The organism is Nisaea sediminum (assembly GCF_014904705.1).
GTDB lineage: Bacteria > Pseudomonadota > Alphaproteobacteria > Thalassobaculales > Thalassobaculaceae > Nisaea > Nisaea sediminum.
Map to the genome: position 1 here is coordinate 272250 of NZ_JACZCQ010000003.1, position 14642 is coordinate 286891.

Consider the following 14642-nt stretch of genomic DNA (forward strand, 5'->3'; position numbering starts at 1 on the left):
CCATCCGAAAGATTGAAGCATGACCGAAATCCGCCTCGAATGGGGAGAAGCCGGAGTCGCGAAGCTATGTCACTGGGCGAACGCAGTGGTCATCGTCGATGTGCTCTCCTTCTCGACCTGCGTCTCCATCGCCGCCGACCGGGAGATCCAGATTCTGCCGTTCGAGCACGACTACGAGGAGGCCGCCGCCTTCGCCGTTTCGAAGGAGGCAATTGTCGCCAAGCGGCGGCGCGACGCCACGAACAACGACGTCTCGCTCTCGCCGGCGAGCTTTACCCGGGCGAGTCCGGGCACGCGCTATGTCCTCCCCTCGCCCAACGGCGCCACCCTCTCGAGACTCGCCAGCGACCGAGAAGTCTTCGCCGGCTGCCTCCGGAATGCGCGGGCGGTGGGCAAGGCACTCTCGAAATTCCACAAGGTCGCGGTGATCCCCGCAGGCGAACGCTGGAACGACAACTCGCTCCGCCCGGCAATCGAGGACTGGCTCGGCGCCGGCGCCATCGTCGACGCGATGAGCGGAGCTCGTGCGCCCGAGGCGGAAATCGCCGTACGCTCTTTCCGCTCCGCGAACGGCGAGCTTGCGCTCCTGATCGGCGAAAGCGAGAGCGGGCGGGAGCTCGCCGGCTCCGGCTATGCCGAGGATGTGACCTATGCCGCCGAACTGAATGTCAGCGGCCGTGTGCCGAAGCTGAAGAACGGCGTGTACAGCGCCGTCTGAGGCCCCTTCCGGAAAGAGAAAAAGGACGGCCTCGCTGCCCGGGGCGGGCTCTTCCCTTTGGTGGGGTAAGGCTTCAGGCATCAGCATGCCGAGACCGATAGCAGCTGTCAGGCCGCCAATACCGCGGGTGACCGCGAGGGCGAACGTGGCGCGCTCGGTGAAGAGCTTCTGCAGGCCGAGTCCGGCGCCAAGACCGGCGACATGCAGCAGCGCGGTCGCGGCGACGAAGCCGGCGCCATAGGTCAGCGCGCTGGCGGCACCGATCTCGCCGCCATGCGCATGACCATGGAACAGCGCGAAGGTGCCGACGACGGCGGCGCAGACACCGGTCGGGAGGCGCACAGCGGCCGCGACCAGCAGGCCGAGGGCGACGACGGAGGCGAGAATCGCGGGCTCGACGAAGGGCAGTGCGACGCCGGAGAGTGCCAGCACGAAGCCAAGCGCCATGCAGCCGACAAAGGCGAGCGGCACGCCGACCAGCGCGCGGCCACCGATCTGGAAGGCCCAGATGCCGACGGCGATCATGGCGAGGATATGGTCGGCACCGAAGAACGGGTGGGAGATACCGGCCGCAAAAGAGCCGTGCTCGGCGGGATTGAGATGGGCAAAGGAGGTCGAGGTGCCTGCAACAAGCATTGCGGCGCCGAGGGCGAAGGCTCTAAGCATGAAATGATCCTTTGTTGAAGTCGATCCGGCGCCCCGGGATGGGTCGCGCTCTGTTATCGTTGCACAGCAGCATTTCTTAACCAAGAGGCCTGTTCCATGACCGACACCCTTCCGGAGATCCGCGCCATCCTCGAAGCATCCCCATACGCTTTCGAGGTGATGGATTGCGATCCGGAACTCGCCGACACGGCCGTCTTCTGCGCGCGCTACGGCAAGGCGCCGGAGGATTCGGCGAACACGATCCTGATTCGCTCCAAGACCGGCGAGCTGAAATATGCCGCCTGCATCGTGCTCGCGACCCACCGGCTGGACGTGAACAAGGTGGCGCGGAAGAAGCTCGGCGCGCGGAAGGTCTCCTTCGCCGGCGCCGAGGAAACGCGGGACCTGACCGGCATGGAAATCGGCGGGGTCACCGCGCTCGGCCTGCCGTCCGACTTGCCGCTCTGGATCGATGCCGACGTGATGGCCCGTCGGGAGATCATCCTCGGCGGCGGCAACCGTTCCTCGAAGCTGATCGTCGACCCGAAACTGCTGCTCGACCAGCCTCTTGCAGAAGTCGTCGAGGGTCTCGCCAACCCGATCGAAAAAACGGCAAGTTAACCGAAAGAAAACGCTTCCGCTGGCAAGATCGCAGTGGCAATTGATCGCCTTCGCATGCCTTACGGAGCCAAGCAGTTCCATGTGCCGTGTCGCCGCCTATCTCGGCGCGGATGTCGCGCTCGAGGACATCATCATCAGACCCCGCCACTCGCTCCTGCAACAGAGCCAGGCGGCCACCGAGGCCAAGCTCGCCGTCCAGGGCGACGGTTTCGGCATCGCCTGGTACGCCGGCGACGAGCGGCCGGGCCTCTACCGCGACGTGCTGCCCGCCTGGTCGGACGGCAACCTCACCAGCCTCTGCCGGATGATCGCCTCGCGGCTCTTCCTCGCCCATGTCCGCGCCTCGACCGTCGGCGAGACCGCGCGCACCAACTGTCATCCCTTCGCCCACGGCCGCTGGTGCTTCATGCATAACGGCGAGATCGCCGACTTCGCCCGCATCCGTCGCGCGCTCGAGGCGCTGCTACCGGACACGCTCTATCTTTCGCGCCGGGGCACCACCGATTCCGAACTCTTCTTCCTGCTCGCCCTCGCCGAGGGACTGGACGAGGATCCGCCGGAAGCGATCCGCCGCACCATCGCGCGGATCGAGCAGGTCCAGGGTACGGTCGCGCATCCGAACCGGCTGACCTGCGTCTTCAGCAACGGCAGCGATATCTGGGGCTTTCGCCGCTCAAGCGACGGGCTGAGCCCGACGCTCTATGTCTCGGAAAGCTTCGCCACCGGGGGCCTCACTCTCGCCTCCGAGCCGCTCGACGAACGCGGCGCCCACTGGTGCAGCGTCGCCGAGGGCCAGATCGTACGGCTGTCAGCCGGCGGGGTATCGGCGGCGATGCTCTGACTCCGGTCTGCCCTGAACCGTCCCTCGAAGGAGCGCGATGATCGAGTGGTTGGGGGTCAGGCCCATCCGATTCCCATCCCACAATTTTATAATTTGCATTTATAAGGAAAATACTACTTTTAGTTGTATAACTGAGAAATGCCGATAAGATCCTCGTTATCCTAGTCCGGAAGGCCGAAGACCGTCCTGTTACGCGATGTGCAGGCCTTCCCCTCACTTATGGAGAAGCGAGAATGTGCCGGATATTTCTAGCTACGACGCTGTTCATGGCCTTGCTGGCCGGGAGGGCGCTGGCCGACGATGGTTTCACCCTGAACCAGAACCCCCTCAATAATGCGACGGGCGGGTCGATTGGCGTCTTCATAGGCACCGGTGCGGTCGAGGTCAAAGCAGGCGAGACATCCGACCCGCAATCCGGCGATGTGTCGTCCGTTATCGGAAACCCGCCGTTTTTGTGCCGTCTGACAGGCGGGATCTTCAACAAGAACCCAACCAAGGGTGCTGTCGTCACAGTCACATTCGATCTGTCGCAGTTCACCCTGAGGCTCCTGCAAGGCGACGACATCCTGTATCTGAAGGACTGCAGCAGCTGACAGCCAAGCGCTTCCTGCGCTCCCGGAACAGGCTTTTGAAACGGAGGGAAACACGTCGTCCGCGATACAGAGTTGAGTACTTCCGTCACCTTATGCTCAGGTGACTTCGGGAGGCCCATATGGAAATGGACTGGCACGCGGAGCGCACGGATCTGGCCGATCTGTCACTGCTCGACACCGAAAACGCCGGCGAGCCGATCGATCTCGTCGCAGTCCGCGCCTACCGGCTCGGCCGGGTCAGAACGGAGATGGCAAAGCGCGGCATCGCCGCCTGCGTCCTGCATGATCAGGTCAATATCCGCTACGCCACCGGCGCGCGGAACATGCAGATCTTCAGCTCCAGAAATACCGGACGTTATCTTCTGCTGACCGAGCGCGATGCGATCCTCTACGAATTCACCGGCGCCATGCATCTGGCCAACGGGCTGGAAACGCTCACAGAGGTTCGTCCGGCCATCACCGCGAGTTTCGTCGCGGCCGGCGCAAAGATCGCCGAGCGGGAGCGGCTCTGGGCGCGCGAGACCGCCGCCGCCCTCCGCGAACTGGTCGGCGCCGGAGCGACCGTCGGCGTCGAGCGCATGAATGCCGGCGCTGCGGCGGCGCTGGCGGCGGAAGGTTTCAGGCTGGTCGATGCGCAGGAGCCGGTCGAGATGGCCCGCTGCATCAAATCTCCGGAAGAAATGAAATGCGTCCGCGCCTCGCTTCGCGCCACGGAGAAAGGCGTCGCCAGACTGCGCGACGCGATCCGCCCCGGACTGACCGAGAACGCGCTCTGGTCCATCCTGCACCAGTCGGTAATCGAACAGGACGGCGATTACGTGGAGACGCGGCTTCTGAACTCCGGGCCGCGGACCAATCCGTGGTTCCAGGAGACCGGCCCGCGGGTGATCGGCGAGGACGAACTCATCGCCCTCGATACCGACGTGGTCGGCTGCCACGGCTACTACGCCGATTTCTCCCGCACCTTTCATTCAGGCCCCGGCAAACCCAGCGCCATGCAGCGCGAGCTCTACAGGACTGCGCATGAGCAGGTGCACTACAATATGGCCATCATCAAGCCGGGGATGACGTTCCGGGACTATGCGGATCGCGCGTGGGAGATTCCGGAGAGATACTTCGCCAACCGCTACTACCTGTCCTCTCATGGAGTCGGCATGACCGGGGAGTATCCCTACCTTTACCACCGCGCCGACTTTCCCGACGCAGGTTATGACGGAGTGATCGAACCCGGCATGACGCTCTGCGTCGAGAGCTTCATCGGCGAGGAAGCCGTCGGTGAAGGCGTGAAGCTGGAACAGCAGATCCTTGTGACCGAGAACGGTATCGAGCTGCTGTCACAGTTCCCGTTCGAGGACCGCCTGCTCGGGTGAGGCCTAGACGGTGCGTAGATCCAGCGTGCCGGCGCCGTAGATCCGTCCCTGCCCCGCAGCCTGTACCAGTATAGAGAGCCTCTCAGAACGCATTCTAATCGCCGTCTTTGGGATCCGGTACTTCATCGCCTTGCCGTCCCAGGCTCCGAGCGGCGCGTAGAAACGGACGACGGCAAAATCCTCGAGGGTGCGTCCGCGGTTCTCGCCCCGGGGCACCTCGGTCACGTGCCGCTCGTCCGAGCCGACGAGAAACAGATCGGCACCCGCCATGCTGCTTTCGCCCCAAGGCGAGAGCGTCAGGACGAATTCCGTCCCGTCCGGCTCCAGCGTAACCCCGACACCGGTCCCGGGCGCCGCCCCGCGGCGCTCTTCCAGCTCCGCCATAACCTGCCCGCGGCGCGAGCCGACCAAATCGACCTCGCCGTCGATCACCAGCTGCGGGGTATAGATGCTGGAGAGCCGCATGGCGCGTCCGTAACGGTGCTGGCGCTCACTCATGGCCTTGGAGGAGAACGGGTCCTTCCAGCCGATATAGTTCCAGTAATCGACGTGGTAGGCGAGCGCGAGGACGTCCGGCTCCATCGCCAGCTCGCCAAGCAGCCGGTCGGCCGGCGGGCAGGAGGAGCAGCCCTGACTGGTGAAGAGTTCGAGCACGATCGGACCCATGGCGCGGCTCTGCGCCTGCGAGGTCCGGGTGGAGCGCGCCAGACCGGCAAGGCCGAGCGCACCGGTGCTGCCAAGGGCGGCGAGGCCGCCGAGCAGTCTGCGTCGCGAGGTTTTCATGCAAGAGAGAATAGGCACGCCACAGCCGCGGTTCGAATCACCGATGGTCACGCACGGGTGACCATCCCCCATGACCGTCATCCCGGCCACTGAGCCGGGACCTTGTCGAACATCGGGCTCTATCGTGCGGAAGGTCCCGGATCGGGGTCCGGGATGACGGATCTGCGAGGGTTTGGAAGAAGTGGCCTCACAGCTCCCGGATGTCAGTCACCAGCTCGGCGCCGAATTTCGGGCCGGTCACATGGGCCGCGATCTTAGCGCCGACCGTCTCCGGGTCGCCGAGCGCACCGCTCTCCTTCAGCCCGACGAAGCGCTCACGCAGCGCGAAATCCTCTTCCGGGGTCGACCGGATGGTGGCCTGCATTCCGGTATCGATCACGCCGGGCGCGAGACTTTCCACCTTGAGCCCCGCAATGCCGTCATCGGCGACGCCGCGAACATGATGGTCGAGCGCCGCCTTGGTCGCGCAATAGACACTCCAGCCGGTATAGGCATGCCGCCCTGCCCCGCTGGAAATATGCACCAGCCGGCGATCGGCAACGCTCTCCGTCGCGGCGACGAAGGCATCGGCGAGAATCAGCGCGGCGCTGACATTCACCGTCACCGCCCGGGCGATCGCCGACGCGCCCTGCCGTCCGAGCGGCGCGATCGGCTCGACGATACCGGCGTTGTTCACCAGCACCGCAGACTCGGCATGTTCCAGGAAATCCGCGAGCTCGTCGCTCTCGAGCCAGTGCGACAGGGCCGCGGTATCGCCGAGATCAAGTGCAACCTGTTCGAGCCCTGACTCGAAGCCCGGCAGCGCCGAGCGGGACAGGCCGAGCACGTTGTATCCGCCTTCCAGCAAAGCGGCCGCGATCCCCGCGCCGAGGCCCTTGCTGTGTCCGGTGACGATGGCCTTCTTCATGGATGTCCTCCCGATCCGATCCGCTGCATCCGCATAGCACCGCAGCGACCGGATCGCCAATGTCCGTTGACCTGCCCCCTGCTGGAAGGACTAGCATCCAGCATTCCGTCAATCCGGCCCGAGGAGAGAGCAATGAAGACCCTTGTTCCCGTTCTGGCATCCGCGGCTGCCGTCGCGGCTGCCTTTCCCGCCAATGCCGATCCCGCCGACGGCTACGGCTACCACCCGATGATGATGGGCGGCTGGTTCATGGGCCCGTTCATGATGCTGCTGTTCGTCGTGATCCTGATCGCCGCCGCGCTCTTCGCTGCGCGCCACTTTAGCTTCGCGCCGAAAGGCGACGGAGACAAGGCGCTGGCGATCCTGCGCGAGCGCTTCGCCAGGGGCGAGATAGACAAGGAGGAATTCGAGCAGCGGCGCAAACTGCTCGAGTAATTCAGGCGCCGTCCTTCTCTTCCGGCACCTTGCCACTCTCCGACGTCTTGCCGCTTTCGGACACCGGCTTCGGCGCTTTCCTGGAGCCGGCGGCGACTTCCTTCGGGCCGAGACAGACCGCGATCTCGTTGCGATCGAGGGTCTCGCGTTCCTCCAGGTCCGCAATCAGCCTGGCGACCTTGGGCTCGTTCTGTTTCAGCAGCTCGACGGCTTGCGCCTCCGCCTCGACGAGATAGCGTTTCACCGCTTTGTCGGCGAGCGCCGCCGTCGCCTCGGAGAAGCTGCGCGGCTGCGCCATTTCGCGGCCGAGGAAGGGATGCGACTCGCTCTCGCGCACGTCGACCGGACCGACCTCCTCCGACATGCCCCAGCGCCCGACCATGGAGCGGGCGATCTGCGTCGCCATGCGGATATCCTCGTCCGCGCCGGAACTGACCGAGCCGAGGAAGACCTGCTCCGCCGCCCGGCCGCCGAGAATGACCGCGAGCCGCTCTTTCAGATATTCCTCCGGCAGGGTGTGGCGCTCGATCTCCGGAAGCTGGTGCGTGCTGCCGAGCGAGCGGCCGCGCGGGATGATCGTCACCTTGTGCAGCGGATCGGCGAGCGGCAGGAAATAGGCGACCGCCGTATGCCCGCTCTCGTGCACCGCAAGCCGGTGCCGCTCGTCCTCGTGGATCGCCAGCGTGCGCACCGCGCCCATGATGATGCGGTCGCGCATGGCATCGAAATGCCGCGCCTCGACCCGGGTCAGGCTCTCCCGCGCCGCCGCCATCGCCGCCTCGTTCACCAGGTTCTTGAGATCCGCGCCGGAAAAGCCCGGCGTCCCGGTCGCGACCTTGTGCAAATCGACGCCGTCCGCGAGCGGCACGTTGCGGGTGTGGACCTTGAGGATCGCCTCGCGGCCCGCGAGGTCCGGCAGCTCCAGCGTCACATGCCGGTCGAAGCGGCCGGGGCGGAGCAGCGCCGGGTCGAGCACGTCCGGCCGGTTGGTCGCGGCCAGCACCACCACCGCCTCGTGCCCCTCGAAACCGTCCATCTCGGCGAGGATCTGGTTCAGCGTCTGCTCGCGCTCGTCATGCCCGCCGCCGAGCCCGGCGCCGCGCACCCGGCCGACGCTGTCGAGCTCGTCGATGAAGACGATGGAGGGCTGCGCCTTCTTTGCCGCGTCGAACAGGTTGCGCACCCGGCTGGCGCCGACGCCGACGAACATCTCGATGAACTCGGAGGCCGACATGTGGAAGAACGGCACCCCCGCCTCGCCGGCGAGCGCGCGCGCCAGCATGGTCTTGCCGGTGCCGGGCGGGCCCTGCAGCAGGATGCCGTGCGGCACCTCGGCGCCGAGCTTCTGATAACGCTCGGCGTCGCGCAGGAACTCGAGCAGCTCGGAGACCTCGGCCTTGGCGTTCTCCTGCCCCGCGACGTCGGCGAAACGGATCTTCGGGATCTTCGCCTTCTTCACCGGCTCGGTGCGGCCGCGCAGGATGTCGCCGACCCCGCCCCGTCCCATGCCGCCCATCATCGAGCCCGACATGCGGAACCAGAGGAAGTACCAGACGCCGAAGATCAGCAGCCAGGGCAGCAGCGAGACCAGCCAGGAGGTGCCATCGTCGGCCGGCTCGGAACGGACCTCGACACCGCGCGCCTCCAGCGTGGCGAGCAGATCCGGATCGCCGGTCGGCGGCAGGTAGGAGGAGAACGGAGTCGTCGCCGCGCCGTCGCGCAGCATGCCGTGGATCCTGGCGCCCTCGAAGGTGACGCTCTCGACCCGGCCAGCGCCGACCAGCGCCTTGAACTCGGAATAGCTCTTCGGTGCCGCCTTCTCTCCGGTCGTCAGCAGCTGCGAGAAGGCGAGCAGGGCGAAGAAGAGGCCGATCAGCAGCGCCCATTTGATGAGCGGCTTCGGGTCCTTCTCGTCGTCGTCGTCGGCCATGGAGCGGTCCTCGGTCCGGAGGTTGCGGAGGGAACAAGGTTAATCCGCCGTGCCTTTCCGGTCCATGGGCGCGCGTGCCGGCGTTCTCTTCAACGCCGTCATCCCCACGCACGTGGGGACCAAGAGAGCGTAGAGCCGTGACCTGTATCCCTGGGTCCCCGCTTTCGCGGAAATGACGACCTCTTGAAAGGGACGACGGTCCTTCGGTTTAATTCTCCGAGCGCGTCCTGATCCCGAAGATCGCGTAGAGCGGACAGAAACGGATCAATGCGGTACCGGCGAAGACCAGGCCGACGACGGGCAGCCCCCATTTCACCAGCGGGTTGGCGAAAATGGCGAGGTCGAGCAGGAAGGGCGCAACGATCAGGACGAGGCCGAGCACGAGGCGGGCCAGACGGTCAAGGTTTCCGACATTCGCAGTCATGAGAGACACTCCCGTGTAAAGACGCGTTGGAGAAACCCTATGCCCGGCTCCATACCGGAAACAGTGACTTAGTCACCTATGCCGAAGAAAGATATCAAAGTGAGAGATATCAGGCGGATTGGGCGAAGGCACCGAGGGCGTCCGCATCCGTCACATGGACGCGGCCGCGCCCGGCGGTGACCCATCCCCGGCGGATGAACTCCTGCAACTGGCGGGAAATGACCTCTCGTGCGGTGCCGAGCTCGACCGCGAGCTGCTGGTGGGTCAGCAGCACATCCCCCGCCGGATCGGATCGCTCCAGCAGCTTGGCGGCGAGGCGCAGGTCGAGGCGGCGGAAGGCAATCTCCTCGATCACCGTGAAGAGATCGGTGATCCGTTTCGAATAGGCAGTGAAGACGAAACGCCGGAAGTCGGCGGAGCGGGCGATCATCTCGTCGAACACGGCGCGCGGGATCGCGACCGCCGAGACGTCCGTCTCCGCGATCCCCTCGGCACTGTAATCCTCGTAGGCGAGCAGACAGGCCGTGGTCAGCACGCAGCTCTCGTGCGCATGTACCCGGTAGAGCACGATCTCGCGGCCGTTCTCCGCCACCTGCTGGACCCGGACCACGCCTGCGAGCAGCAGCAGAAGATTCTCAGGCGCCTTGCCCGGTCCGAAGATAACGGTCCCCTGCGGAACCTCGACGACGCGACTCTGGCGGACAAGCATCTCGCGCAGGTCGCCATCCAGGCGGGAAAGTCCCGGAAATTGTTCGATCCAGTCCGCCACGCTCGCCCCTCCGCCCGCTTGCCGCGAGACGGAGACGGCGTCTCCGCATCTCCGTCCGATCAGGCGATCTTTCTCAATTGCGGCGTCTGCTGCAAGAGGGAGGGATCGAGTTCCGTCGCGGCCTCGTATTGCGAGAGAAAGACCCGCCCGGTCAGCTCGTCAAGGAAATGCGCCCGCTGCAGCCGGTCCATCACCGGCCCCTTCACCTCGGAGAGATGGAACGAGACGCCCATGGCCTGGAGCCGGTTGTTGATCGCCTCGAGAGATTCGAGCGCGCTGCTGTCGACCTCGTTCACCGCGGAACACATCAGGATCACATGCTTCAGGCCGCGGTCGCCGGCGACCCGGTCGTAGAGATAATCCTCGAGATAACGCGCATTGGCGAAATAGAGGCTCTCGTCGACCCGGATCGTCAGCACGCTCGGCACGGTCTGCACCGCATGGCGACGGATATTACGGAAATGCTGGGTGCCCGGCACCAGCCCGACTTCGGCGATATGCGGCCGCGAGGTCTTGAAGAGAAAAAGCAGGATGGAGAGCAGCACTCCCGCCGAAACGCCGATCTCGACGCCGACCCCGAGGGTGAGTGCCATGGTCACGGCGACTGCGGCGAAATCCGCTTTTGAATAGATCCAGGTCCGCTTCAGGATCGAGAAATCCACCAGCGAAAGGACGGCGACGATGATCGTCGCGGCAAGCGTTGCCTTCGGCAGGAAGAAGAGCAGCGGCGTCAGGGCGAGTGCGGCGAGACAGATGCCGATGGCGGTGAAAGCACCGGCGGCCGGGGTCTCCGCGCCGGCGTCGAAATTTACCACCGAGCGGGCGAAGCCGCCGGTCACGGGATAGCCGCCGGTCACCGCCGCGGCGACGTTCGAGGCGCCGAGCCCGATCAGCTCCTGGTCCGGCACGATGCGCTGGCGCTTCTTCGCCGCGAGCGTCTGGGCGACCGAGACGGACTCGACAAAGCCGATGACGGAGATCAGCAGGGCGGAGCCGGCGAGGCCGGTCCAGAGCTCGGCATCGAAGGTGGGCAGGGTCAGCGGCGGCAGGCCCTGCGGCACCGATCCGACAATGGCGACCCCCTGCCCCTCGAGCCCGATACCCCAACAAAGCAACGTGGTCACCGCGACGGCGGCAACCGGCCCCGCCTTGGCGAGGATGTCGGCCATCCGCGGGCGCAGACCGAAACGGATCAGCAGCGGCTTCAGCCCCTTCCTGACCCAGAACAGGAAGAGCGTCGCGCCGACGCCTATGGTGGCGGTCGCCGGGTTCAGGTTCGGCAGGTTGCGGCCAAGGTCGATCAGGAGATCCAGCAGGTTGTGGCCGGAGGCCTTGATCCCGAGGATATGTTTCAGCTGGCTCGCGGCGATGATCATGCCGGAGGCGGTGATGAATCCGGCGATCACCGGGTGACTGAGGAAATTGGCGAGGAAACCGAGCCGGAGCACCCCCATCGCCATCAGCATCAGGCCGGAGAGCAGCGCCAGCACGATGGCCGCCGCGGCATAGGTCGCCGGATCGGTCACGCCGAGATTGCCGATCGCGGCCGCGGTCATCAGCGAGACCACCGCGACCGGCCCGACGGCGAGCGCCCGGCTGGTGCCGAAGATCGCATAGGCGACGAGCGGCAGGATCGAGGCATAGAGCCCCATCTCCGCCGGGAGCCCCGCGAGCAGCGCATAGGCGAGCGATTGCGGGATCAGCATGATGGTGACGATCACCGCCGCCACCAGATCGCTGGTCAGCGCGCCCCTGTCATAGCGCGCGCCCCAGTCGAGGATCGGCAGATAGCGGGCGAACTTGCTGGCGCCCACCTTCGCAGTCTCGGACATTCTCGATCACCCCTTGCCGATCGTCTCTTTCAGAGCTGGGCCGGCGGCTCGGCCGAGACCGTCTCCGGCTTCACCATCCATTCGCGGCCACGCAGCATGCCTTTCCAGTAGAAGGGCGGCAGGAAGCGTTCCTTCAACAGCCAGGCGAGCCAGCTCGGCTTGGTGCCGTCGATCAGCCAGTCGGGGAAGCTCGGCAGCAGCGCGCCGCCATAGCCGAACTCGGCGAGCACGATCTTGCCGCGCTCCACGGTCAGCGGACAGGAGCCGTAGCCGTTGTAGCGGGCCTGCTTTCCGCTGCTCTTCATGTCGGCGACGAGATTCTCGGCCACGATCGGGGCCTGCATCCGGGCCGCCGCCGCGGTCTTCGCGTTCGGGGCGTTCATCACGTCGCCGAGCGACCAGACGTTCTGGAAGGTCTTGTGACGCAGGGTCTGCTGGTCGACATCGACCCAGCCGGCCGCGTCGGCGAGCGGCGAGACGCGGATGAAGTCAGGCGCGCATTGCGGCGGGCAGACATGCATCATGTCGAACTCGACCTCGATCGTGGTCTTTTCGGTGTCCGGCTTCGCGACCTCGAACCAGGCCTTCCTCGCCGCGCCGTCGACGGCGGTCAGGCGATGGAAGAAATGCAGGCCGGCATTGTAGCGCTCGACATATTCCATCAGCGCCGGAACGTACTCCTTTACCCCGAAGAGCACGCCGCCGGCATTGTAGAAGCCGACCTCGATATCCTTCAGACGCCCGCTTTTCAGCCAGTGGTCGGCGGAGAGATACATCGCCTTCTGCGGCGCACCGGCGCATTTGATCGGCATCGGCGGCTGGGTGAAGACGGCGCGGCCGGATTTCAGCCCGCTCACCAGCTCCCAGGTATAGGGCGCGAGATCGTAGCGGTAGTTCGAGGTGACGCCGTTCTTGCCGAGGGTCTCGACCAGGCCCTCGACGCCGTGCCAGTCGAGCTTCAGGCCCGGGCAGACGACGAGGCGCTTGTATTTCACCACCCGGCAGCCGTCGAGGATCACGGCGTCGTTCTCCGGCTCGAAGGCGGCGACGGCGGACTTGATCCAGTGCACCCCCTCGGGGATCAGCGAGCCCATGGTGCGGGCCGTGGTCTCGGCGGAGAAGATGCCGCCGCCGACCATGGTCCAGCCGGGCTGGTAATAGTGGATGTCGGCCGGGTCGATGATGGCGATGTCGAGCCCGGGCGAGCGCGCCTGCAGGCTGGAGGCGACGGCGATGCCGGCCGCCCCGCCGCCGACCACGACGACCTCGTAAGAGGCGTCGCCCGTGTCGGTCGGCGTCTTTCCGCCGTTGGCGATGCGCCGGACAACGCCGCTCATGTCGTAGCCTGCATCCTTGGCGCGCTGCAGGATCTCCGGCAGCGGCCGGCTCTTGGCCTCGGAAAGCGCCCAGAGCGTCGCGGAACGGGTGCCGGAACGGCAGTAGGCGAGCACCGGCTTCGGCAGCCTCTCGAGCGCCTTGCCGAAGGCCTCGGCGTCCGCGTCCTGCACCTTGCCGGAGGTCACCGGCAGGTAGAGCGCCTCGAGCCCGGCCTTCTTCGCCGCCGCCTCGATCTCCTCGAAGGTCGGCTGGTCGGCGCCCTCGCCGTCCGGACGGTTGCAGATGATGGCCCGGTAGCCGGCCGCGGCGAAGTCCGCGACCTCGTCCGGCTGGATCTGCGGGCGGACCGAGAGGGACTCGGTGATCTTGCGCGCATCGCTCATGGCACGTTCCTCCGTTTTTTCTTATTCATTCGGCGCCCGACGGCGGTGCGCTGGTCAGAGGGCGTTTACCGGCAGCTTCAGGAACTGCCGTCCGTCCTTGTCCTTCGGCGGCATCTTGCCGCCGCGCATGTTCACCTGCAGCGAGGGCAGGATGAGCCGCGGCATGTCGAGCTGGGCGTCGCGCTTGGTGCGCATCTCGACGAACTCCTCGCGGGACTTGCCGCCGCCGACATGGATATTCTCGGCCTTCTCCGAGTCGACCGTGGTCTCCCACTGGATGTCGCGCCCGTTCGGCCCGTAATCGTGGCACATGAAGAGCCGCATCGCGTCCGGCAGGGCGAGCACCTTCTGGATCGAGTCGTAGAGCGTGCCGGCGTCGCCGCCCGGGAAATCGGCGCGGGCACTGCCGCCGTCCGGCATGAAAAGCGTGTCGCCGACGAAGGCGGCATCACCGATCACGTGGGTCATGCAGGCGGGCGTGTGTCCGGGCGTATGCATGGCGAAGCAGTGCATCCCGCCGATCTCGTAGCTGTCGCCGTCATCGAACAGCCGGTCGAACTGGCTGCCGTCGCGCTGGAACTCGGTGCCCTCGTTGAACACCTTGCCGAAGGTCTCCTGCACGATGGTGATGTTGCGGCCGATCCCGAGCTTGCCGCCGCATTTCTCCTGGATGTAGGGCGCGGCGGAGAGATGGTCGGCATGGACATGGGTCTCGATCAGCCACTCGACCTCGAGCCCCTTCTCCTGCACATAGGCGATGATCTCGTCGGCATGCTCGTAGGTGATGCGGCCGGCGGCGTAATCGATATCCATCACGCTGTCGACCACGGCGCAGCTTTTCGAGTTCGGGTCCTTGACCACGTAGCTGATGGTGTTGGTCGCCGGGTCGAAAAAGGGCGTGACCTCCGGCTTCTGGCTCATGTCGACGGGATAATTGCTCATCTCTGTTTCCTCCGGACCTTTGGCCGCTTCCGCCGCAACGGCGGGCAGCCCGATATTCAAGACACAACTCTGAGTCTGGGCTGTTGATGTGAATCAGCCTTTCACGGAAAA

14 protein-coding genes and 1 pseudogene are annotated in these 14642 nt (G+C 65.6%); 6 read left to right on the plus strand and 9 right to left on the minus strand.

Annotation, left to right across the window (positions count from 1 at the left end; genetic code table 11):
• Positions 1-19 precede the first annotated feature (19 nt).
• Entirely contained in the window at positions 20-718 is a 699-nt protein-coding gene (locus IG122_RS06325) for a 2-phosphosulfolactate phosphatase (protein WP_193181576.1), read from the plus strand.
• A gap of 147 nt (positions 719-865) precedes the next feature.
• Here the strand turns inward: IG122_RS06325 and IG122_RS06330 are convergent.
• Positions 866-1384: pseudogene (locus IG122_RS06330) on the minus strand (HupE/UreJ family protein); the annotation flags it as partial.
• Between the two features lie 96 nt (positions 1385-1480).
• Between IG122_RS06330 and IG122_RS06335 the strand changes: the two are divergent.
• From IG122_RS06335 to IG122_RS06350, 4 genes are all read left to right on the plus strand, one after another.
• A complete protein-coding gene (locus IG122_RS06335) occupies positions 1481-1984 on the plus strand; it encodes a YbaK/EbsC family protein (RefSeq protein WP_193181578.1) in 504 nt (167 codons plus the stop codon).
• A gap of 79 nt (positions 1985-2063) precedes the next feature.
• A complete protein-coding gene (locus IG122_RS06340) occupies positions 2064-2825 on the plus strand; it encodes a class II glutamine amidotransferase (protein WP_193181580.1) in 762 nt (253 codons plus the stop codon).
• A gap of 233 nt (positions 2826-3058) precedes the next feature.
• On the plus strand, positions 3059-3418 hold the full coding sequence (locus tag IG122_RS06345; RefSeq protein ID WP_193181582.1) for a hypothetical protein: 360 nt from the start codon (positions 3059-3061) through the stop codon (positions 3416-3418).
• Between the two features lie 119 nt (positions 3419-3537).
• A complete protein-coding gene (locus tag IG122_RS06350; protein WP_193181585.1) occupies positions 3538-4788 on the plus strand; it encodes a M24 family metallopeptidase in 1251 nt (416 codons plus the stop codon).
• Between the two features lie 3 nt (positions 4789-4791).
• Here IG122_RS06350 and IG122_RS06355 read toward each other — a convergent pair whose 3' ends face one another.
• Together IG122_RS06355 and IG122_RS06360 are read right to left on the minus strand one after the other, a co-directional pair.
• Positions 4792-5622 carry a DUF1223 domain-containing protein gene (locus IG122_RS06355; RefSeq protein ID WP_193181586.1) on the minus strand — a complete coding sequence of 277 codons (831 nt, stop codon included), beginning with the start codon at positions 5620-5622 and terminating at the stop codon, positions 4792-4794.
• 136 nt (positions 5623-5758) lie between these two features.
• Positions 5759-6478 (minus strand): SDR family oxidoreductase, encoded by a 720-nt coding sequence (locus IG122_RS06360; RefSeq protein WP_193181588.1) that lies wholly within the window; start codon positions 6476-6478, stop codon positions 5759-5761.
• A 132-nt stretch (positions 6479-6610) separates the two neighbouring features.
• Here IG122_RS06360 and IG122_RS06365 point away from each other — a divergent pair, with 132 nt between their 5' ends.
• Complete coding sequence (locus tag IG122_RS06365) at positions 6611-6913, plus strand: SHOCT domain-containing protein (RefSeq protein WP_226893373.1); 303 nt, start codon at positions 6611-6613, stop codon at positions 6911-6913.
• A gap of 1 nt (position 6914) precedes the next feature.
• Here IG122_RS06365 and ftsH read toward each other — a convergent pair whose 3' ends face one another.
• From ftsH to IG122_RS06395, 6 genes are all read right to left on the minus strand, one after another.
• Positions 6915-8843, minus strand: coding sequence for an ATP-dependent zinc metalloprotease FtsH (gene ftsH, locus IG122_RS06370; RefSeq protein ID WP_193181596.1), 1929 nt, complete (start codon positions 8841-8843; stop codon positions 6915-6917).
• Between the two features lie 208 nt (positions 8844-9051).
• The gene (locus tag IG122_RS06375) at positions 9052-9267 is read right to left on the minus strand and encodes a YgaP family membrane protein (RefSeq protein ID WP_193181597.1); all 216 of its coding nucleotides are present in this window, start codon (positions 9265-9267) and stop codon (positions 9052-9054) included.
• A 109-nt stretch (positions 9268-9376) separates the two neighbouring features.
• Positions 9377-10036: a Crp/Fnr family transcriptional regulator gene (locus IG122_RS06380; protein WP_319024827.1), complete on the minus strand. Its 660-nt coding sequence runs from the start codon at positions 10034-10036 to the stop codon at positions 9377-9379.
• A 59-nt stretch (positions 10037-10095) separates the two neighbouring features.
• On the minus strand, positions 10096-11868 hold the full coding sequence (locus tag IG122_RS06385; protein WP_193181599.1) for a SulP family inorganic anion transporter: 1773 nt from the start codon (positions 11866-11868) through the stop codon (positions 10096-10098).
• A gap of 29 nt (positions 11869-11897) precedes the next feature.
• The gene (locus IG122_RS06390; RefSeq protein ID WP_193181610.1) at positions 11898-13589 is read right to left on the minus strand and encodes a bifunctional protein tyrosine phosphatase family protein/NAD(P)/FAD-dependent oxidoreductase; all 1692 of its coding nucleotides are present in this window, start codon (positions 13587-13589) and stop codon (positions 11898-11900) included.
• A 54-nt stretch (positions 13590-13643) separates the two neighbouring features.
• A complete protein-coding gene (locus tag IG122_RS06395; RefSeq protein WP_193181612.1) occupies positions 13644-14531 on the minus strand; it encodes an MBL fold metallo-hydrolase in 888 nt (295 codons plus the stop codon).
• Positions 14532-14642: the final 111 nt, after the last annotated feature.

Coding starts and splice junctions, on each gene's coding strand:
- IG122_RS06325 (WP_193181576.1), top strand. CDS start 20: ATGACCGAAATCCGCCTCGAATGGGGAGAAGCCGGAGTCGCGAAGCTA.
- IG122_RS06335 (WP_193181578.1), top strand. CDS start 1,481: ATGACCGACACCCTTCCGGAGATCCGCGCCATCCTCGAAGCATCCCCA.
- IG122_RS06340 (WP_193181580.1), top strand. CDS start 2,064: ATGTGCCGTGTCGCCGCCTATCTCGGCGCGGATGTCGCGCTCGAGGAC.
- IG122_RS06345 (WP_193181582.1), top strand. CDS start 3,059: ATGTGCCGGATATTTCTAGCTACGACGCTGTTCATGGCCTTGCTGGCC.
- IG122_RS06350 (WP_193181585.1), top strand. CDS start 3,538: ATGGAAATGGACTGGCACGCGGAGCGCACGGATCTGGCCGATCTGTCA.
- IG122_RS06360 (WP_193181588.1), bottom strand. CDS start 6,478: ATGAAGAAGGCCATCGTCACCGGACACAGCAAGGGCCTCGGCGCGGGG.
- IG122_RS06365 (WP_226893373.1), top strand. CDS start 6,611: ATGAAGACCCTTGTTCCCGTTCTGGCATCCGCGGCTGCCGTCGCGGCT.
- ftsH (WP_193181596.1), bottom strand. CDS start 8,843: ATGGCCGACGACGACGACGAGAAGGACCCGAAGCCGCTCATCAAATGG.
- IG122_RS06375 (WP_193181597.1), bottom strand. CDS start 9,267: ATGACTGCGAATGTCGGAAACCTTGACCGTCTGGCCCGCCTCGTGCTC.
- IG122_RS06385 (WP_193181599.1), bottom strand. CDS start 11,868: ATGTCCGAGACTGCGAAGGTGGGCGCCAGCAAGTTCGCCCGCTATCTG.
- IG122_RS06390 (WP_193181610.1), bottom strand. CDS start 13,589: ATGAGCGATGCGCGCAAGATCACCGAGTCCCTCTCGGTCCGCCCGCAG.
- IG122_RS06395 (WP_193181612.1), bottom strand. CDS start 14,531: ATGAGCAATTATCCCGTCGACATGAGCCAGAAGCCGGAGGTCACGCCC.